Origin of the sequence: Limisphaera sp. VF-2 (assembly GCF_049537125.1) — a bacterium.
Lineage (GTDB): Bacteria > Verrucomicrobiota > Verrucomicrobiia > Limisphaerales > Limisphaeraceae > Limisphaera.
In genome coordinates this window covers 248194-268210 of sequence record NZ_JBMVQY010000002.1, presented here as the reverse complement: position 1 = coordinate 268210, position 20017 = coordinate 248194, and the positions used below count along the sequence as shown (strand labels likewise).

15 protein-coding genes are annotated in these 20017 nt (G+C 65.0%); 7 read left to right on the top strand and 8 right to left on the bottom strand.

The window, feature by feature from the left end; genetic code table 11:
- Positions 1–612 precede the first annotated feature (612 nt).
- The 3 genes from ACPDIT_RS08430 to ACPDIT_RS08420 all read left to right on the top strand — a co-directional run bounded on the left by ACPDIT_RS08430 (position 613) and on the right by ACPDIT_RS08420 (position 4443).
- Positions 613–1506, top strand: a complete 894-nt coding sequence (locus ACPDIT_RS08430) for a type II secretion system protein (protein WP_423442760.1) — start codon at positions 613–615, stop codon at positions 1504–1506.
- A 535-nt stretch (positions 1507–2041) separates the two neighbouring features.
- Positions 2042–2461: a secondary thiamine-phosphate synthase enzyme YjbQ gene (locus ACPDIT_RS08425; RefSeq protein WP_423442759.1), complete on the top strand. Its 420-nt coding sequence runs from the start codon at positions 2042–2044 to the stop codon at positions 2459–2461.
- A gap of 68 nt (positions 2462–2529) precedes the next feature.
- Complete coding sequence (locus tag ACPDIT_RS08420; RefSeq protein WP_423442758.1) at positions 2530–4443, top strand: OPT family oligopeptide transporter; 1914 nt, start codon at positions 2530–2532, stop codon at positions 4441–4443.
- 101 nt (positions 4444–4544) lie between these two features.
- Here ACPDIT_RS08420 and glnA read toward each other — a convergent pair whose 3' ends face one another.
- From glnA to ACPDIT_RS08405, 3 genes are all read right to left on the bottom strand, one after another.
- Positions 4545–5957 (bottom strand): type I glutamate--ammonia ligase, encoded by a 1413-nt coding sequence (glnA, locus tag ACPDIT_RS08415; RefSeq protein WP_423442757.1) that lies wholly within the window; start codon positions 5955–5957, stop codon positions 4545–4547.
- A 162-nt stretch (positions 5958–6119) separates the two neighbouring features.
- On the bottom strand, positions 6120–7469 hold the full coding sequence (locus ACPDIT_RS08410) for an ammonium transporter (RefSeq protein ID WP_423442756.1): 1350 nt from the start codon (positions 7467–7469) through the stop codon (positions 6120–6122).
- A 62-nt stretch (positions 7470–7531) separates the two neighbouring features.
- A complete protein-coding gene (locus ACPDIT_RS08405; RefSeq protein WP_423442755.1) occupies positions 7532–7870 on the bottom strand; it encodes a P-II family nitrogen regulator in 339 nt (112 codons plus the stop codon).
- A gap of 340 nt (positions 7871–8210) precedes the next feature.
- On the opposite strand from ACPDIT_RS08405, the gene ACPDIT_RS08400 reads away from it, so the two are divergent.
- Positions 8211–9230 carry a nucleotide excision repair endonuclease gene (locus ACPDIT_RS08400; RefSeq protein WP_423442754.1) on the top strand — a complete coding sequence of 340 codons (1020 nt, stop codon included), beginning with the start codon at positions 8211–8213 and terminating at the stop codon, positions 9228–9230.
- Between the two features lie 63 nt (positions 9231–9293).
- On the opposite strand, the gene ACPDIT_RS08395 is transcribed toward ACPDIT_RS08400, so the two are convergent.
- Positions 9294–11531, bottom strand: a complete 2238-nt coding sequence (locus ACPDIT_RS08395) for a tetratricopeptide repeat protein (protein ID WP_423442753.1) — start codon at positions 11529–11531, stop codon at positions 9294–9296.
- A 979-nt stretch (positions 11532–12510) separates the two neighbouring features.
- Between ACPDIT_RS08395 and ACPDIT_RS08390 the strand changes: the two genes are divergently transcribed.
- Both ACPDIT_RS08390 and lpxB read left to right on the top strand, forming a co-directional pair.
- A complete protein-coding gene (locus ACPDIT_RS08390; protein WP_423442752.1) occupies positions 12511–13539 on the top strand; it encodes a Gfo/Idh/MocA family protein in 1029 nt (342 codons plus the stop codon).
- Positions 13536–14843, top strand: a complete 1308-nt coding sequence (gene lpxB / locus ACPDIT_RS08385; protein ID WP_423442751.1) for a lipid-A-disaccharide synthase — start codon at positions 13536–13538, stop codon at positions 14841–14843. Before ACPDIT_RS08390 ends, lpxB begins: the two co-directional genes overlap by 4 nt.
- A 74-nt stretch (positions 14844–14917) precedes the next feature.
- Here lpxB and mtnP read toward each other — a convergent pair whose 3' ends face one another.
- Positions 14918–15790 (bottom strand): S-methyl-5'-thioadenosine phosphorylase, encoded by an 873-nt coding sequence (gene mtnP / locus ACPDIT_RS08380; protein WP_423442750.1) that lies wholly within the window; start codon positions 15788–15790, stop codon positions 14918–14920.
- Between the two features lie 159 nt (positions 15791–15949).
- Here mtnP and ACPDIT_RS08375 point away from each other — a divergent pair, with 159 nt between their 5' ends.
- Complete coding sequence (locus ACPDIT_RS08375; protein ID WP_423442749.1) at positions 15950–16507, top strand: glutathione peroxidase; 558 nt, start codon at positions 15950–15952, stop codon at positions 16505–16507.
- Positions 16508–16681: 174 nt separating this feature from the next.
- Here the strand turns inward: ACPDIT_RS08375 and ACPDIT_RS08370 are convergent, their stop codons facing one another.
- The 3 genes from ACPDIT_RS08370 to ACPDIT_RS08360 form a co-directional block, all read right to left on the bottom strand.
- Entirely contained in the window at positions 16682–17536 is an 855-nt protein-coding gene (locus tag ACPDIT_RS08370) for a sugar phosphate isomerase/epimerase family protein (RefSeq protein ID WP_423442748.1), read from the bottom strand.
- 129 nt (positions 17537–17665) lie between these two features.
- Complete coding sequence (locus ACPDIT_RS08365) at positions 17666–18355, bottom strand: response regulator (protein ID WP_423442747.1); 690 nt, start codon at positions 18353–18355, stop codon at positions 17666–17668.
- On the bottom strand, positions 18352–19884 hold the full coding sequence (locus tag ACPDIT_RS08360) for an ATP-binding protein (RefSeq protein WP_423442746.1): 1533 nt from the start codon (positions 19882–19884) through the stop codon (positions 18352–18354). Before ACPDIT_RS08360 ends, ACPDIT_RS08365 begins: the two co-directional genes overlap by 4 nt.
- Between the last annotated feature and the right edge of the window lie 133 nt (positions 19885–20017).

The window sequence follows — 20017 nt, the reverse complement described above, 5'->3', positions numbered from 1 at the left end:
GTTCGGCAGGCGTCCGGCCGACGCCGTGCGGGCGGAGTTTGGAATTCTGAGGCCTTCGTCGTGCCACGAACCCAAGCTAAGCGGGCCCGGCAAGTGCAAACAACCCGGATCCTGCGGCGCCCCGGGTGATGGGGGAATTCAGGCTTTGGACAGTGCGTGAAAACTCGGCAGGGTTTCAGGTGTCCTCGGTGCTGCAAAGTCAAGGGAATCGGGCAGTTCGTTGGAAACGAACACGGGGCTCAAAAAACTGAAATGCGCCCCCGCTGCCCAAGGATTGCACCGGCCCGATCTCCGCGCCCAATGCGCATCCCACCCGTCAGTCCGGGGCAATGCGCCGGAGAATCGGTCCCCCACACCCGCCGCCCTTCAAAGGGCACGAACCCGATGCCCGCTCGCCAAGAACGGGGTGAGCCACACCGAATTCCGCACCTTCGGAAGTCCGGCCGGAAGGGGGCGGAGGGCGGCCATTCGTTGGCCCTTGGGGCCCGGATTGTGCTTGCGGCCAATAAGGTGCTCTGCCGCCCGGCCATGAACAAAACTTGGTGTTGACATCAAGGCCCGAAAGCATAGAGATTTGGGCGGAAACCTTAACGGGTCCTTGAGTCAACCAACATGAAAACGCCTCTTCCGACCACGACTCGCCTCGTGACCAGGCTTCGGGTTCGCCGGGGTCCGGTGACTTCGCGAGGGTTCACGCTGATCGAACTGCTGGTGGTAATTGCAATCATTGCGATTCTGGCGGGCATGCTGCTGCCGGCCCTGACCAAGGCGAAGGCCAAAACCCAGGGCATCTATTGCATGAACAACACGAAGCAATTGATGGTGGCCTGGCAGATGTACGCCGCGGACAACAACGACCGCCTGGTCATGAGCTTCCATGGTGGCGAGGCGCAGGGCGGCGCGGCTGCCAACAATCCGCGCAATCGCCCCTGGGTGGTGGGCTGGTTGACCTGGGGATTGGAGCCGGACAACACGAATATTCTCTTCCTCACCGACGAGCGCTATGCAGCGCTGGGACCGTACATCGGCAAGAAACACGAGATTTTCCATTGTCCCGCGGACCAGTATGCCAGCCCGGTGCAACGGGCGCGCGGTTGGCCCTATCGGGTCCGGAGCATCTCCGGGAACATCGGGGTTGGGGACGGCAACGCCGAAACCGGCCCATGGGACAGTATTTACAACCACATTCGGAAAATGTCTGACTTCCTCTATCCGGGTCCGGCCGAGACGTGGGTTTACCTGGATGAACACCCCGACAGCATCAACGACGCCGGGTTCTTCAATCCGTATGCGAGCCAATTCGTGGACCTGCCGGCCACCTACCACAACATGGCGGCCGGGTTTGCATTTGCCGACGGGCATTCCGAGATCCACAAGTGGCGCGGCGTCATGACCCGGTTCCCACAGGTGCGATACACCAGCACCTTGAACATTCCCACCTCGGCCAATGATCCGGATCTGAGGTGGATGCGATATCGCGGTGGGCGGCGGGTTCCCAATTTCTAGGTTTGAGGCGGTTTTCCTGCCACGCATACCACACCTCCTCCCGCAACCCTGCCGGCAGCCCCTCCCTGCCGGCAGGGTCATTTTTTGGGCGGGCGCTGAACGCACGCTTCCCAGCACGGAGATTTGAAACTTGTTTGTGGAGTCTGGCAGAGCCGCACATCGAGGGTCCTGCCTTCCGACGGAGGCCAACGTCCGCCCTCCGGGCAGGGGAAGTCGGGACCAGGACCTGCGGATCGGCATCCAGAGCACCCGGCAGAGCGCATGGCCACTGCCTGGCCTGAATCTGTACGGCTCGACTGAGACCGGCGGCCCGACGACCGCCAGAGCCGCTGCATCTGTCCCGAAAGTTCTGCCGGGCAGCAACCCGTGAGGCGGTGGCACGCCCCACGCGAGAATGGACGTCCGCCGTGGCTTTTCGCCAGGTCCGGTCCCGTCGAGACGCTGCAAAGGGCGCAGCGCACCCGAATCGTCTCCCGCTACACCCCACCATGCGCAGGATTGCCGCCCCGGCCCGTCCCGTGGCATAAGGGGGCGCGTGAAAAGTCTGACCGAGTACCTCTGGTTCGAACTGCCGCAGCGCCGCGGGTTCGTCAACATCACCGACACGGTCCAGCGTCTCGTCGAAAAAAGCGGCGTACAGGAGGGACTCTGCCTCGTCAACGCCATGCACATCACCGCCAGCGTCTTCATCAACGATGCCGAGGACGGCCTGCTTCACGACTTCGAGGTTTGGCTGGAAAAGCTGGCGCCCCACGAACCCATCAGCCAGTACCGGCACAACCGCACCGGCGAGGACAACGCAGACGCCCATCTCAAGCGGCAGGTGATGGGTCGGGAGGTCGTCGTGGCGATTACCCGCGGACGCCTGGACCTCGGCCCCTGGGAACAGATTTTTTACGGTGAGTTCGACGGGCGCCGGCGCAAACGGGTGCTGGTGAAGATCATCGGCGACTGAGTTCAGAAGCCACGGGTTCGTCGTTTCCTCCGTTTGGCCGCACCTTCATACCCCGGTCCTCGCAAGCCATGGCCCTCAAACAACTGACTCCGGAGCAGATTCGCACCTGGACGCTGGAACAGAAAGATCGCTGGTGGCTGGAAAATGTCTGGCGCGGTGACATGCCGCAACTGACCTGGCGATCGGCACTCACGGGCATGGGCCTGGGCGGCCTGCTTTCCCTGACCAATCTGTACGTGGGCGCCAAAACCGGATGGACCCTTGGCGTGGGCATCACCTCGGTCATTCTGGCGTTCGCCCTGTTCAAGGTGATGGCCCGGGTGGGCCTGGCGCGCGAGTTCACCATCCTCGAAAACAACTGCATGCAGTCCATCGCGACCGCCGCCGGTTACATGACGGCGCCGCTCATCTCCAGCCTGGCCGCGTACATGATGGTCACCAATGCCGTGATTCCCATGGGGGTGACCATCACCTGGATGATTGCCGTTTCGGTTCTGGGGGTGCTGTTTGCCTTCCCGCTGAAGAAACGGTTCATCAACGATGAACAGCATCCTTTTCCGGAGGGACGGGCTGCCGGGATCGTCATGGATGCGTTGCATTCCAGCGGCGCGCAGGAGGGTCTGTTCAAAGCGAAGGTTCTGGTGACCGCGGGCGGTTTGTCGGCACTGGCCAAGTTGATGCAGAGTCACGCCGTGATGGAAAAGCTGCGGCTCGGCTGGCTGACCATTCCCGAGTATTTGGATGGCTGGTTGTATCGCCTAACGACCCTGCAGATTCGGGGCGTGGACCTCAGGGAGCTGACGGTCCGGCCGGACACCGATTTTGTCATGATGGCCGCGGGCGGCCTGATGGGAATCCGAGTGGGGGTTTCCATCCTGGTCGGCGCCATCCTCAACTACCTGATCCTCGTGCCATGGGCGATCAGTATCGGGGCGATCGAGGGGCGCCCGGGTGCGGACGGAGTGGTCCACTACGGGTTCCGCACGATTACCGCCTGGGCGCTCTGGGGTGGGGTGGCCATGATGACCACGGCCTCGCTCCTGGCTTTCTTTGCCAAGCCGCAATTGTTGGTCAGCGCCTTTCGAGGTCTGTTCCGTCGGAGCGGGTCGGCCCAGTCGGATGTGCTGGCCCACATCGAGCTGCCGATGCGGGTCTTTGTGCTGGGGATCCCTCTGGCGGGTTTTGCGGTGGTCTGGATCGGGCACGCCTATTTCGATGTGAAATGGTGGTTGGGGGCGCTGGCGATTCCGCTGGTGTTCGTGTTTACGCTCATTGCCGTCAATTCCACGGCGCTGACCTCGATTACGCCCACGGGGGCCATGGGCAAACTGACGCAACTCACCTATGGCCTGCTGGATCCGGGCAACATCAAGAGCAATCTCATGACCGCAGGGATCACCGCGGAGGTGGCCAGTAACGCGTCGAACCTGCTCATGGACATCAAACCCGGCTACATGCTGGGGGCCAAGCCGCGCCAGCAGGCCATCGGTCATGTGCTGGGGATTCTGGCCGGGGCCCTCGTCTCCGTGCCGGTGTTTTACTGGGTGTTTTTGCGGGGCGGGCCTTCTGAACTGGTCCAGGAGCAGTATCCCATGCCGGCGGCCACCATCTGGAAGGCCGTAGCCGAGGCGCTGACCCAGGGGCTTTCGCAGCTGCCGGTGTCGGCCCGTTGGGCGGCGCTGGTTGGCGGCGTGCTGGGCCTGGTGCTGGAAGGGGTGCGACTGATCACAAAAGGTCGCTTTTGGCTTTCGCCAGTCGGCCTGGGCCTGGCCACGGTGATTCCGTTCAACACCTGTCTGGCGATGTTCCTGGGTGCGTTTGTCTTCTGGCTGGCGGAGCGCTGGATTCGTCGCGAAACCTCGCCGGCCCACCGGCTGATTGTCCAGAATCAGGAGCCGATTTGCGGCGGGGTCATTGCCGGCGGGGCGTTAATGGGCATCGCGGTCATCTTGCTGGAGAACTTCGTGTTGAATCCGCGGTAAGGGGTCGGCTGCGGCTCCGGCGCATTCCCACCATGAAACAAACGGCGCGGGCCGCAGCCCGCGCCGTCGCTCACCCTCCACGACAACGGAGCACACCCGTCTCAGACGTCGTAGTAGAGGAAGAACTCGTAGGGATGCGGGCGGAGCCGGATGGCGTCGTGCTCCTTGAGTTTGGCGGCGACCCACATCTCGAGGAAGTCGCGGGAGAAGACATCGCCCTTGAGCAGGAACTCATGGTCCTGTTCCAGGCATTCGATGGCCTCGAGCAGGCTGCCGGCCACTTGGGGCACCCGCTTCAATTCCTCCGGGGGCAGCTCGTAAATGTTTTTGTCGAGCGGCTCCCCGGGATGGATCTTGTTCTGGACGCCGTCCAAGCCGGCCATCAACAGGGCGGCAAAGGCCAGATACGGGTTGGCGGCCGGATCCGGCGGCCGATACTCCAGCCGACGCGCCTTGGGGTTCTCGCTGTAGGTGGGGATGCGGATGGCCGCCGAGCGGTTGCGCGCGCTGTAGGCGAGGTTGACCGGTGCCTCGTAGCCCGGCACCAACCGCTTGTAACTGTTGGTCGTCGGGTTGCAAATGGCACACAACGCCCGCGCATGCTTGAGGAGGCCGCCGATGAAATACAGGGCGGTCTCGCTCAAACCGGCGTACTCGTTGCCGGCAAACAATGGCTTGCCCTTTTTCCAGACGCTGATGTGCGTGTGCATGCCGCTGCCGTTGTCGCCGAACAGCGGCTTGGGCATGAACGTGGCGGTTTTGCCGTGCTTGCGCGCCACGTTCTTGACCACGTACTTGTACACCATCATGGCGTCGGCCGCCCGCACCAGCGTGTCGAATCGGTAATCGATCTCGGCCTGGCCCGCCGTGGCCACTTCGTGATGCTGCCGTTCGATTTTCACGCCCAGCTGCATCATCGTCAGGCACATCTCGGTGCGGATGTCCTGCTGGGTGTCCGCCGGGGCCACCGGGAAGTAGCCCTCCTTGTGTCGGATTTTGTACCCCAGGTTGGGATGCTCTTCCCGCCCGGTGTTCCATATGCCCTCGATTGAGTCGAGGCTGTAGAAACAACCGTTGGCGCGGTTGTCGTACTGAACGTTGTCAAAGATGAAGAATTCGGCCTCGGGACCGAAGTAGGCCGTGTCGCCGATGCCGGTGGAGGCCAGGTAGCGCTCCGCCCGTTGCGCGATGCCTCTCGGGTCCCGGTTGTAGGGTTCCCGCGTGCCGGTCTCGTGAATGGTGCACGTCAACGACAAGGTGGGTACCGCACAAAAGGGATCGATGAAGGCCGTGGCGGGATCCGGCATGGCCAGCATGTCACTGGCTTCAATGCTTTTCCAACCGCGGATGCTGGAGCCGTCAAACCCCAGCCCTTCGGTGAACACTTCCTCGGTCAGTTCCTCGATCGGGCAGGTGAAATGCTGCCAGGTTCCGAAGGTGTCCACGAATTTGATGTCCACCATCTTGGCCCCGGCTTTGCGGGCCATCTCGATGACTTGTTTGGGTGTGCTCATGGGTTTGTCGTGTTGTGGTTCTGCGTTCTGCGTGTACAGGATCTGCGATGATTTTCAGGTTTCTCCGGTTGTTCCCCGGAGCCGCGCCGCGGAGTCCGCTCAGGCGGGCGCGGAGCTTGGCTCCGGGGAAAGGGTCTGTCCAGTGCAATTCTCGCCGGATCGTCAACTGCGAGCGGTGGGGTAGCCCTCCTCGCCGTGCTCGGCCAGGTCGAGTCCGGCATGTTCCACCTCCGGCGCCACGCGCAGGCCCACGGTGAACCGGGCCAGGGTCAGCGCGACCACCGAAACAATGCCGCTCCAGACGATCGTCACCAGGACGCTTTTGAGCTGGGTAAAGACCTGGCCCGGGATCCGGACGCCCTCGGCCAATCCGGCGCCTCCCAGGGCGCTGCTGGCGCACACGCCCGTAAGGAGGGCGCCGATGATGCCTCCGATACCGTGCACGCCAAAGACATCGAGGCTGTCATCGTAGCCGAGGGAACGCTTCAGACTGGTGGCCGCAAAATAGCAGCCCGTTCCGGCCAGAAGTCCGATCAACAACGCTCCCAGAGGGCCGGCCGTTCCGCTGGCCGGGGTGATCGCCACCAATCCCGCCACCGCCCCCGTGGCCAGGCCCACCGCGGTGGGTTTGCCGCTGCGGATCCATTCCCAGAACATCCAGGTTGCAGCCGCCGTCCCTGTGGCCACCTGCGTCACCAACATGGCCATGCCGGCCGTGGCATTGGCCGCCAACGCACTCCCTGCGTTGAATCCGAACCACCCCACCCACAGCATGGCCGCGCCCATCACGGTCATGGGCACGTTGTGCGGGGGGAGCGGTTCCTTGCCGAAGCCCATGCGCTTGCCCACCATCAGGCAGGCCACCAAGCCTGCGATGCCCGCGTTGATGTGTACGACGGTGCCCCCGGCAAAGTCCAGCACGCCCCAGTCCCCAAACAGCGATCCCGCCCCGGACCAGGCCATGTGACAGATCGGCAGGTAACAAAACGTGAACCAGGTCAGAGTGAAGATCAGCATGGCGCTGAACTTCATGCGCTCGGCAAAGGCACCCACAATGAGCGCGGGCGTGATGATCGCGAAGGTCAGTTGAAAGGTCACAAACACGGACTCTGGAATCGTCCCCGTCAACGAATTCAGTCCCACTCCTTTGAGAAAGGCCTTGTTCAGGCTGCCGATGAACGAGTGGATGTTTTTCACGTTGGCGGTCATGCCGGTGGTGTCGAACGCCAGACTGTATCCGTAGAGCACCCACAGCACCGTGATCAAGCTCGCGAGGGCAAAGCATTGCACCAACACGGTCAGAACGTTTTTGGCGCGCACCAGGCCGCCATAAAAGAGCGCCAGCCCGGGCAGGGTCATGAACAACACCAAGGCCGTGGCGGTCAACATCCAGGCGGTGTCCCCGGCCGAAAGTGCGGGACCGGCGGCCTCTTCCGCTCCTGCGGCCAGAGGGCTGAGCAATGCGAATCCCGCCGCTGCCAATGCCAACGGTCGCGTGCAAAAGCTTTTCATGATCAGTCCAGAATTCTCCAAGTGGTTCATGGTTCCGTTGTGAAGGGAGACGTGACGGCGCATCAGATGGCTGCCTCGTCGCGTTCCTCGGTCCGAATGCGAATTGCCTGCTCCACGTTCAACACAAAGATCTTCCCGTCGCCGATCTTTCCGGTACGGGCCGCTCGCAGAATGGCCTGTACCGCGCCATCCAACTGGGCGTTGGTCACCACCACTTCGATTTTGATCTTGGGCAGGAAATCCACGGTGTATTCGCTGCCCCGATAGATCTCAGTGTGGCCGCGTTGCCGCCCGAAGCCCTTCACCTCCGTGACGGTCATGCCGGCGATGCCCACCTCGCTCAGCGCCTCTTTGACGTCCTCGAGTTTGAACGGTTTGATGATCGCTTCGATTTTCTTCATAACGTCAGAGCCGGCCCGACCCGGCGCGGCGGGCAGACCGCCAGCGCGACACTTCGCGACCTGGTCAGCCATCACCGCCTGATCGGCCAGAAAACCGGTCGCCGGGACAAGAGCACCTGCAATGCCAAGTGGCCCATGGGCATGGCCGTCGCCTTGCGATGTCCTTTTCCATCAAAAGGTTAGGCAGTCATCGAACGGCCGAGGGCGCGGGCTGCCGGAGTGTTTCAACCGTCTCGCACTGTTGGCTTTTATCCAGCGCGGCCAAATCCCAACATGCCGGCGAGCGCACCCGCGGCAAGCGTGCCTCCTGCTGCCGAAGGGCGGCGCTCCGCAACACCGAATGAAAGGCCAGATCGAGTTGTTCGTCGGGCCGGAACCGCGGCCATTGCGACGGATTCTCACGCCGGAACGGCTGCGGGCCGTGCCCCGGCTGCCCGGGGTGTACTGGTTCGTGGGGGTTCGACCCGGGCGGCCCGGGTTGCAGGTTCTTTATGTCGGCAAAGCGGTGAATCTCCGTCGCCGACTGGCAGGGTATCGTGTCGCCCCGCCAGGCCGACTGCCTCCCGCCCTGGCCCGCCACCTGACGCATGTCCAGGAGGTCCGATGGCAGCCCTGCCCGAGCCACGCAGAAGCCGTACGGTACGAAGCCGAACTGCTGCAACTCTATCATCCCCCGGGAAATCGTCAGGGGACACATCCCCATAGCCGGTGGTTTGCCGGGATGCTCGCACAGGGACGGGACCTCCTGCTGACTCGAGCAGACAAACCTCTGTCGGGGGGCGAATGGTTTGGTGCGTTCACGCAGCGGGCCACGTTCGGCATCCTCTCCCGCTGTTTGTGGCGGGTTTGGTCGGCCAGCCCGAAGATTCCAGACTGGCCCCTTGGTTGGTGGGAGGGATCCGGGCCCAGGCTGGTTCGGTTTCACTTTTCAGAAGACCGCGGCGGAGAAAGGGAACGCGACCATTGGACAGACCGGCTGCGCAAGTATTGGTTGGGCCAGAGCGATGAACTGCTGACCTGGTTGCGTCAGGAAGCAGTGGCCTGGGCGGAACGCGGGGCCTGGAAAAGGTGGGGATTCGAGGCCGACCTGGCGCAGCTGGAACGGTTCTTCACCCGGCAGGCGCGGGCGCTCGGTGCGCTACGGCTGGCTTGTGGAACCACGAAAGGCTGGCTGGCGGCAGAGCAGGTCGAACGAGCCCTGGCTCTGAGCCGGCTGTTGCCGCGCCACGGGCCGCATCCATCACCCAAGCCCCGGGTCCTGCCCATCCGAACCGATTCCGACTCCGCGGCCGGTCAAGAATCCTCCGCGGAAGGCCCCGGCGATCCTCAACGCAAACAGAGGCACGACCGGCGAACGTGACGGTCCGGCACCGCACACCACACGCGGGGCTTCGCCCGGGAGGCGCTGTTCAGTCGGCAGGCATCAGGGGCGCCGTCCCAAGCGCGACTCCACTTGTGCCAGGTAATTGCTCACCAACGGGTTCTGGGGCGCCTGGGCTTGCGCCCGACGAAACTGCTCCGCTGCGGCCTCCAACTGCCCCAGTTGTACCAAGGCTACCCCCAGATTAATCCGCGCCAGGAGATGAGAGGGATCCCGCCGCAACACCTCCTCGAACATTTCGCGCGCTTCCGGTGTACGGCCGGCGAAGGCCAGTTCCTGGGCCAACTGGAACCGGGGTTCCACGGCCTCGGAGTTCAGCCGCAATGCGAGTCGAAACTGTTCGATGGCCTCGGCCCGTCGATTGAGTTGTTGCAGGGCCCGTCCCATCTGAAAGGGCGCGCGCCAGTCCTGGGGCAACCACTCATGAGCCCGGGCAAAGCACTCCAGGGCCGCCTCCGCCCGCTGCCGGCGGAGCAGGACCTGGCCAAGTTCCAGCCAGCCTTCGCTCAACTCCGGCCTTCGGCTCACAGCCGCTTTCAGGGCCTGCTCGGCCTCTTCCAGCCGGCCCAAACGTGCCAAGAGCCGACCTTGTTGGAACCAACCGAGATGATGGTGCGGAAGGATGCGCGTCACTGCGGCCCACGCCCCGGCCGCTGCCTCCAGGTCCCCCACCGCCTCCAGGAACTCCGCCTGGTTCTCGTAAAGCCTGTGGTCTCCCGGCCGCCGTTCCAAGGCCGCAGCGTACACTCGCCGGGCTTGCTCGATCTGAGCGTGCGCCCGGCGGGCCCGGAGGGCTTCCAACTGCGAGTCGATCCAGCGCAGCTCGGCCTCGTGATCCGCCTGCGCCGTGAACGGGGGCTGCCTCAGCCGCCGGCGCAGATCTTCGTAAATGGAAATCCGGTTCCAGTCCGTCAACGCGAGCCGATCAGCGCACCCGGACTCTGACAGCCATTCTCGCGGCGCGGAAGCGTCGGCCGCCCGGGGTAACCAGTCCTCCAGTTGTTCGGCAAACGCGCGCGCCAGCGCGTAATTCCCCTCCGGATTCAGGTGCACGTGTTCGAAGAAACTTTCCCGACCCGGAATGCCGTCCCCGCTTCGTGCCGCCAGAACCGCCGCGGCGTCCAACCAACGGACCCGCTCCGTGTGCATCTGTTCGACCACCTGCCGCGTCAGCGTTTGAATCCGCGAGTCGGCACGGAACGGGAGCGCATCCGAATCGCAAGCCGCCTGAAAGGCCCGATGCGCGTCCTCCCGGCGGCCGAGCCGAAGGAGGACCCGGGCCAGTCGGTATTGCGCGCCGGCGTGTTCAGGGGCCAGCGCCACCGCGGCGCCGTAGGCTTCCGCGGCCGCCGCCCATTGCCCACCGCGCTCGGCCTCGGCCCCGCGCGCCAGCCAGATCTCCAGCGTTTCCGTCGTCGCTCCCGACCGCATCCGACCCGGGACCGAGGCGAAAGGCGGACAATCTTTCAGATTCACTGCAGCGGGGCTGACCAGAATGCGCACCCCGTGCTGCAGGCCCACCTTCAGAATGTCGCGGAGGTTACGCTCAAAATTCCGATACGCTCGCTCGCGCCGAGGATCACCCGGCGGCAGCCGCTGTGCGGAAAACATTTCCATCCCCGCCCATCCCCCGGGAGGCACAGGGCGGCGGCGCCACCGGTCGAGCGTGTCCTGCAGGGCCTGACCCAGGCGCCACTCCTGCGCGGCCAGTCGAGCCCGAACCCAGAGCCAGGGCGGCGCCGCCGGGCCCAACACATCCAGGGCTCCGAAGGGCCCGACCATCTCATTGTTCCCGATGTAGAGAATCCAGATATCGCCGCCGTGCCGCGCGCAATCCCGCGCCATGGGCAGCAAGGCGTGCGAGTTGATTGCCGTCATCGCCACGGTGACCACCTCGAACTGCCGCCCCGGGTAACGTTCTTCGAGCAGCACCTGCAAGTATCGGCCCATGCTGTAGGCCGGCCTGGGATCGCCCATGGCTGCCGACTCGCCCAAGACAAAAATCCGACAACTCCCGGGAGGACGTTCCGCCCGCAACAGGGTGGGCGGTGGATGCCGCTCCAGCCCCCGGGGAAAGAACCGCCACGCGAATCGATCGTTTTCCACCCAGCAAGGCCGACCCTCCGATTCACCGGGGACGAAGTAGCTGGTGGGCCAGCCATAACCGCTCCATCGAAGTCCGAGCTCGGCCAACCCCACCAACAGCCCCGGGACCAGGACCGACAACGCCAACCGCCCCAACCACAGCTTCCATCCCCGCACCTTCGTGGACGCAGTCAAGGCCGCGGTTCCGGCGCTTCGGGTGGAAAAGCTCTGCCGCCTTCGGGGCTTCACACATCACCGTCTAAAGTGCCCCTGTTCGCTCGGCAAGCTCCAAACGGACCCTCCGGCAGCCGCGCTTGACAGCCGGCGGCATGGGTGTCGACGCTCGGGCTTTCGTGTGGGTCCCACCCTGCCAAGCTGAAAGTGCTTTGGCAGGGTGATGACAAAAGGGTCTTCTGCGACAATGAGCCTCGATTGATCCAGGAAATCCGCATGTTCTTCGTGGGCCAGGCCACTTTGTCAACACCCCGCCGGCCGACCATTGAAAATGGCACCGTTTCCCGACTGCCGGGGTTCTGGTGAGTTCTTGTCGCCCGGGATCCGCGGCGGCCGGTGCTCTGCCGGGTCCTGCACCTTCAACACGGCACGTTTGTCTGCGGCCCCGGGGATGTTTACGGTCGGTGACCCCCGGTCCTCAGTAGTTGGTCGGTAACCCCGCGGGTGCCCGGCGGGAGAGCGCGTCGCTACACTTTCTGCCGCCTACCTTCGCGGGTACGCTTGGGAAACCGGTAGCCGCCGCCGTCAGGAGGCAAACCCGGCATCTGAAACTCAACGTCCTTCGGGAATGCGGTTCCGGGGACGACGCAGCTCACCAACCCCGGCGCTGCAATCCTTATGAGGGCGGCTCGCCTTGTGCCTCGGTTGCCCGCCGGCCGTGCCAAACGACGGGCTCGGAACTCCCGGAGTCAGTGCAATCCCTCCGGCTCGCCCCGGCTCTGACGGTCGCAAGAGCGCGAGAGGCAAAAGCCCGGGCACCTGCGAAGGTTCAGGCTGCCGGAAAGTTCGGTCCCGCGCGGATTTGGGCGGATGTGGAATCGGCTGCATGGTTTCCTGCCGCCGAAGCCACAACTGTCGGCGCGGATGCGGTCAGGGACTCCACGGCCTCCATCCAATGGTCGGTTGCCTTAACGAGGGGCTTCGACGCACACTGGGGTTCATGAACCGCACGTTGCGTGTGGGGGTCATCGGCACCGGGGCGTTGGGGCGGCACCACGCCCGGATTTACTCCGAGCTGGCAGCCGCCGGCGAGGCGGAGTTTGTCGGGGTCCACGATCTGGTGCCCGAGACAGCCGCTGAAGTCGCCCGCCGGCACGGGGTTCGTGCCTTCCCCACGTTTGAGTCGCTGGTGGAGGCCTGCGAGGCACTCAGCATTGTGACGCCCACGGTGACCCACTACGAGCTGGCCCGCCACTGTCTCAGCCGCGGCCGGCATGTGCTGGTTGAAAAGCCCATGACCGAGCGATCCGAGCAGGCGGCCGAACTGGTGGAACTGGCCCGCCAACACGGTTGTGTGCTGCAGGTGGGGCATGTGGAGCGGTTCAATCCGGTGTTCGATTACCTGCAGTCGGTGGCGCGCCAACCCCGGTTCATCGAAGTCCACCGGCTGTCCCCCTACCCGGCCCGTTCGACCGACGTGGGGGTGGTGCTGGATTTGATGATTCACGATCTGGACGTCGTGCTGGCGTTCGTAGCGGCGCCCGTGGTGAGCGTGGAGGCGGTGGGAGTGGCGGTGTTGAGCGGTTCGGAGGACATTGCGAATGCACGGCTTCGCTTCGCCAACGGGTGTGTGGCCAACCTGACCGCCAGCCGCGTCAGTCCGGAGCGGTTGCGAAAGATCCGGGTGTTCAGCGCCGGGCCGGACCCTTGTTACATCTCACTCGATTACCGGGCACAGGAGGGCTTCATTTATCGCTTGGCGGGTGCGGACGAGCCCGAAAGTTCTGCGCTCAGCCGGCTGCTGGCCCTGGCCGGTCGAGAGGCCACCGTGGTCACCGCTTATGCCGGCCGCAAGATCGTTCGCCAACCCGTCCCCCTCAACAAAGACGAGCCTCTCAAGCTCGAACTGCGGCATTTCCTGGAATGCGTCCGTGCCCGGCAGAGTCCGCGCGTGGACGGTCAGGCCGCCAAAGCGGCCCTGGATCTTGCCCTGGAGATCACCCGTCAGATCCAGTCAACCAAGCCTTGAGCGAATCGCTGCGTTTCGATATGCGCCCGTTCCGTATCCTGTTGATTGCCGGTGAACCCAGCGGCGATCGTCTGGCGGCCGAGCTGGTTGAGCAGCTTCGGCCCCGGCTGATCGAGTTGGGCGCCCAACCCACGCCGGAAACCCTGCCCCGGCGCACCGCGTTGCCGCCCGAGTTCTTCGGGGCCGGCGGCCGAGCCCTTCGGCAGGCCGGCGCGGAACTGCTTTGCGACCTCACCCCCTGGGCCAGCATCGGCCTGTTCGATGTCCTGCCCCGTCTGAAACACTACTACCGAGCGTTCCGGCAGCTCTATCAGGCGGCAGTGGAGCGACAGCCGGACGTGATCCTCGGCGTGGACTACGGCGCGTTCAACCTGCGCTTCGCCGCGGCCATCCGCCGATACCTCCGACGACGACAGGACTGGTTTCATCCATGGCAACCCGTGCTGGTCCAGTTCGTGTCGCCCCAGGTGTGGGCGTCCCGGCCGGGGCGCGCCGCCCAGATGGAGCGCACGCTGGACCTGTTGCTGAGCATCCTGCCGTTCGAGCCGGAATGGTTCGCGCACCATGCGCCCCGACTACCAGTGCGGTTCGTGGGGCACCCGCTCGTGGACCGCTGGCCGGTCGGTGCCTCCAGCGTGCACCGTCCCAGCACCGCCGGAGCACCCCGGCTGGTCTTGCTGCCCGGCAGCCGGCCGGACGAGTTGCGTCGCCACGGCCCCTTGTTGGCCGCGACCTGGCGACGGTTGCGACAGCGTTGGCCCAACCTCGAGGGCCGCTGCGTGGTGCCCGATCCCTCCCTGGTGCCGATGCTCCGGCAAACCGAGTGGCCGGCAGAGGTACCCGTCGAGGCCGGACCGGCCGCGCCTGCCTTGTGCCGGGCCGACCTGGCCCTGACGAAGTCCGGTACCATCACGCTGGAGTGTGCCCTGGCCGGATTGCCGGCCATCGTTTTCTACAAAACCGCGGCCCTGACGTACCGGGTCGGGCGTCACCTGGTCCACGTGCGTCACCTCGCCATGCCGAACCTGTTGGCGCCGGAACCCGTCTATCCCGAGTTGGTGCAGGATCAGGCCACGCCGGAGCGACTTGCGGCCCTGATCGAGGAATTGTGGCTGGACGATGCCCGCCGCCTGCGCATCCGCGAAGCCCTCCAACAGGTGCGCGCCCGCCTCGGCCCACCCGGCGCCTGCGCGCGTGCCGCCGAGGCGATCGTGGAGTGCCTGCGCCGCAAGCCGACCGGCTTGCCCGTGCCGGCGACAAACGCTCGCGTCCTCCCTGCGGCGACCCTGGCCCGGGCGGCATGACACGCGACCGGATCTCCACCCTGACGTTTCGCGTGGAGAAGAGCCGGCCGCCGCCGGCGAGGAAACACCTCTGCCTACTCCCGGTCGAGGTGCCGAGCCAGGATCGGTTTGAGCGCCCGGACCGTGGCCGCCGGCCAATGGGCGCGATCGGTGAGAATCGCGTGGTCCAACGCGCGATGGCAGGAACAACCCGGCGCGGTCGGGATGCGCGGGACCACGCGTCGGATCAGTTCCTGAGCCGTGGCCGCGTTGCGGCGCAAATACGACACCACCTGATCGACCGTGACGTGTTCGTGTTCATCGCTCCACGCGTCGTAATCCGTAACCAGCGCCAGCGTGACGTAAGCGATTTCGGCCTCCCGGGCGCATCGGGCCTCCCCCAGGTTGGTCATGCCGATCACATCATATCCCAGTCGATGGTGGGTGAGCGATTCGGCCCGGGTACTGAAGGCCGGACCCTCCATGCAAACGTAGGTTCCGCCGTCGTGCACCCGGATCCGCGCCGCCCGCGCCTCTTCGAGCACCAGACGCCGCAGCTCCTCACAAATCGGGTGCGCAAAGGCCACGTGCGCCACAATCCCGCGCCCGAAAAAGGTGTGCTCGGCACTTTTCTTGGTGCGGTCCACGAACTGGTCCACCAGCACCAGATCGCAAGGTCGATAGCGCCGCTGCAGCGAGCCCACGGCACTTACGCTGAGGATCCAGGCCACTCCGAGCTTTTTCATCGCCCAGATGTTGGCCCGATGATTCAGTTCGCTGGGCAACCACCGGTGGCCCCGGCCATGGCGCGGCAGAAACACCACCGGCCGACCGCCCAGGCGCCCGGTCAACAGGGCATCCGACGGCGCCCCGAACGGCGTGCGCACCCGAACCCAGCGCCGGTCGGTCACCTCCGCCATCTCGTACAGGCCCGTCCCGCCGATGATCCCGATTCGTGGTTCGGTCATGGGGGCTTAAATGCCAGAGTTCCGGCCGGAAGCGAGCCTTTTTGAAGCGCCCCACACCCATGCCGCGGATCCAGATCCCGGAGCCGATCCGCCCTCGACGCCGGCGTCCGCCCTGCGCCCGATTTGACAGGCTGTCCGGCCGGCCCAATATTCGCGCGCATGAAACTCTCGCTGATCGTGATCGCGGTCCTGTCTGCTGCCGTGGCGGGTGTGGTCGGCGGCCCCAGTCCCTCGGCCCCGTACGACCTGAAGCTGGTGGACATCGATGGCAAAGAGACCACCCTGGGCCAGTATCGCGGGAAAGTCCTGTTGATCGTCAACGTGGCATCCAAATGCGGCTTCACCCCGCAATACGCCGGACTGGAACAGTTGTATCGCAAATACCGCGACCGCGGACTGGTGGTGCTGGGATTTCCCTGCAACCAGTTCGGCAATCAGGAGCCCGGGACACCCCAGGAGATCAAGGAGTTTTGCACCACTCGCTACCAGGTCAGTTTCCCGCTGTTCAGCAAGATCGAGGTCAACGGCCCCGGCCGACATCCCCTCTATCAGTGGCTGGCCGGTCCGGACTCCCCCTACCCCGGCGACATCCGCTGGAACTTCACCAAGTTTCTGGTCAGCCGGGATGGCCGAATCCTGAAACGGTTCGACTCGCGGGTGGCGCCCGAGTCAGAGGAACTCGTGCAGGCAATCGAAGCTGCGCTGAAGGAAAAGTAAGGAGCTTCTGCCTTTTTCACCCTCCCCGCCGCGTCCTGCAAAACTCTGCCCAAGCGAAGCGGCGGACAAGGCCCTGCCGGCCAGGAAGTGCACGGGACACGCCGCCGCACCGCCCACGGCGCGCCCGCATCGTCTCAAGCCACGCACAGAGCCGGCCCCCGGACCGGGCCGTGTTCACACTTTCCCCATTTTCTGCAGCGCCGCGTAACAACGCCGGATGGCATCCATCGGATCCTTGCTGGACTCGTGCTCGACGACATACCACTGGGTGCCCCCCTGCGTCTCGCACCACTCGAACACCGCCTTCCAGTCCACCTTGTCCTCGCCAAAGACCGCCTCTGGACCTCCGCCGTGCGCCTTGAGGTGGATGGTGATGGCCCGGCCCGGATATCGTCGCAGGACCTCCACGGGGTCGGCGCCTCCCGCCATGCAATTGCTGGTATCCAGTTGCATCACCACCTCCGGACGCGTGTTCCCGAAAAAGAGGTCCCATGCCGTTTGGCCCTCGAACTTCTCGAAGTCGTGCGCGTGGGCGTGATAGCCCACGTACATCCCATGCGCCCGAACCTTCTCCGCCACCTCGTTGAACAGCCGCGCCCGGTCGAGCCATTCCTGCCGGGTTTTCCCCTGCATCCACGGAACGATCAGGAATTTGTTGCCCAGGATCTGGTTGAACTCGATCGTCGCTTCCAGGTTCTGCGGCAGGATGCTTTCGTACGGCGTGTGGGTACCACACGTGACGAGACCCACGTCGTCCAGCATGCGTCGCAACTCCCGGGCACTGCGATTGTAATAGCCGGCCCACTCGACTCCCTTGTAACCGATTTTGGCCACTGCGGCCAACGTGCCCGGCAGATCCCTGGCACACAGTTCGCGGACCGAGTACAACTGCACGCCCACCGGGATCTTTCGCCGCTCCGCGGCCGCCCATAGTTCTGTCCCGCGGCTCAACGCCGCAATTCCCACCATGCCGAGGCCCGTGCGCAGGAAGGCACGACGCGAGACCGGATTGTGAGGCTGTGAGTTCATGACGAGGACGCTTCTCATGATCGGTTCTGGTTCAATGCCCGGCTCTGTCAGGCCGGCCGAAACCACCCTAGCGGTGGGAACCAGCGGCGGTCAATGCGCCAAATGCACTGGACCGGGGGATCCGGTTCTTCAGACTTCGTTGCGCGGCAGACGCGCCGTCATGTAACGGGCCACCGCCTCCGCCCGCGACCGCACGTGCAGCTTTTCGTAGATGTGTTTCAGGTGGCTGCGCACGGTCTCGGTGCTGACGCCGAGGCGATCGGCGATTTCCTTGTTGGCATAGCCCTTGGACAAAAGCAGCAAAATCTCCTCCTCCCGCGCGCTCAAGCGGACGAAATCCGCACTCCCTCGACCCTTGTGGCGGAACGACTCCACCACCAGCCGGGCAATCACGCTCGACATGGGCGCACCTCCCTGCCAGACATCCAGTAACGCCGTACGCAGCGACTCCGGCTCGGTCCGCTTCAGCAAATACCCGTCCGCCCCCGCCTCCAGGGCAAGGAATACCAGTTCATCGTCGTCCGAGGCGGTCAGAATCACGATTTTCGATTCAGGCAGGCTGGCCTTCAGCCGGGCCGTGCATTCGATCCCCGACATCCGCGGCAGAAAGATGTCCATGAGAATCACATCCGGCCGCAACGCCGGCAGGGTGCGCAGGGCCTCCTCTCCGGACGCACACGCGGCGATGCACCGAAACTCGGCAAACGAATCCACCAGCCGCGCCCAACTCTCCCGCACGTCCCGCTGATCTTCCACCAGCGCCACCCGCAACGGCGTCCGCACCGCCTCACCCTGCGCCGGCGCTTTGCTTGCGTTCATGCTGCACCTCCCGGGCCCGTCCCACCCTTGTCGCCGGTCCCGGCCGCCGGAACTCGCACCGGAGCCGCGGCTCCGGCCTCCCGGGTCCGGCCCCGGCGCCACCATCGGCCCGCAGGTGGATGCAGCGGCACCTCGAGCGTCACGCGACAGCCCTTGCCGGGTGCACTTTCCACTGCGCACTGCCCGCCCACTTCCGCCATCCGCTGCCGCAGGTTCGCCAAACCGTTGCGGTCTTCCGACACGCCAGCGGGATCGAAGCCGCGACCTGCATCCTCCACCTGCACCGAGATGCGTCCACGCTCGTGTCGAAACCGGAGGTGGATCTCCGGTGCCCCGCTGTGCCGAACGGCGTTGTTCAGCGCTTCTTTGACCGCCAGGAACAGATTGCGCCGGCACGGCAGCGCGAACGGTCCCGCGGGCAAATCCGAAGGCACGTCGAGTCGGCAACGCATCCCCGCCTGTTCCAGGAAGGTCCCGGCATACTTGCAGGTGTGGCTGACGAAATCGCGGAGGGTGTCCCGGCGCGAATTCACCGCCCAGACGATTTCGTCCAGGGCAGCCCCCAGGGCGCGGGCACGACTGCACAAGGCCTCCAAGGATTCCCGCACGCGATCTCCCGCGCCCGGTTCCTTGCGGGCCACCTCGGCCAACAAGAGCAGTTGCGTCAATCCGGCCCCCAGCTCGTCGTGCAGGTCTCTGGCCATCCGCATCCGTTCGCGGTGCAGCAACCGCTCCGCCTCGCGCTGTCCGGTCAAGCGAATCATCAGCCCCAGACTGGAGACAACCGCAGCCGCGCAGCAGGCCAGCAACGCCAGTTGGAACCAGCCGCGCTGCCAGAACCGCAACTCCAATGGCTGCAGGGCCGGCATCTCCGTCACGGCCAGGGGTCGGGTGGTCCACGGCGCAGTACCAAAACCTCCCACCACCACGGCCGGCCGCCATCCCGGTCGGGGCTGTCGGCGTCGTTCCCAGCCACGTTCCTCTCCGGGCACCACCCACCAGTTGGTGTCCGTGGCGATTTCAAGGCTCCGGCCGTTCATCAGTGTGACGACCAATCCGGCAAGCACGCCGGCCTCCAAACGATCGTTGAAGGCCTCCACCGCCAGCACGTGCCGGCCCGGCCGAAACAACTGGGTCAGGTCGTATTCCGTCAGACTCCGCCAGTCGCTGCCCCGGCCCACTTCGCGTCCGTCCACCATCAGGCGGAAGCCGTTGTCCGCCGTGATGCGTAGTCGGGCCCGGGCCACGGGGGCCTCCTCCGGGATGTCGATCCCACGCCAGAACCGGCAGGTCTGTTTGTCAAACCACCGGGCATCCCAAATCCAGGCGCCCACCTTCCACTCCGGGTCCAGCCGCACCCCGGATCCCCCAATGCTCTCGCCGGCGCCAACTCCGCCAAGCCCGGCAAGCACGCAGACCCACACCAGCCACGCCTGCCGTGCTCGCTTCGGATGAATCCGAATGCGCCGTGCCCGCAGCCGGAAGCCGTCGTGCCTCCGGCGAAGGATGCGCCCGATTGCCCTCGCCATCCGACCCTGGTTCACGCCCGGTGACTGTGCATGTTTCCTTTGGCTCCTCGGTACTTTCATGCCTCGGCGGCCCCGCCGTCGATTTTATAGAAACCGCGCCGACCGCCAACGCCGGTTTCGGCACCCACTCGGT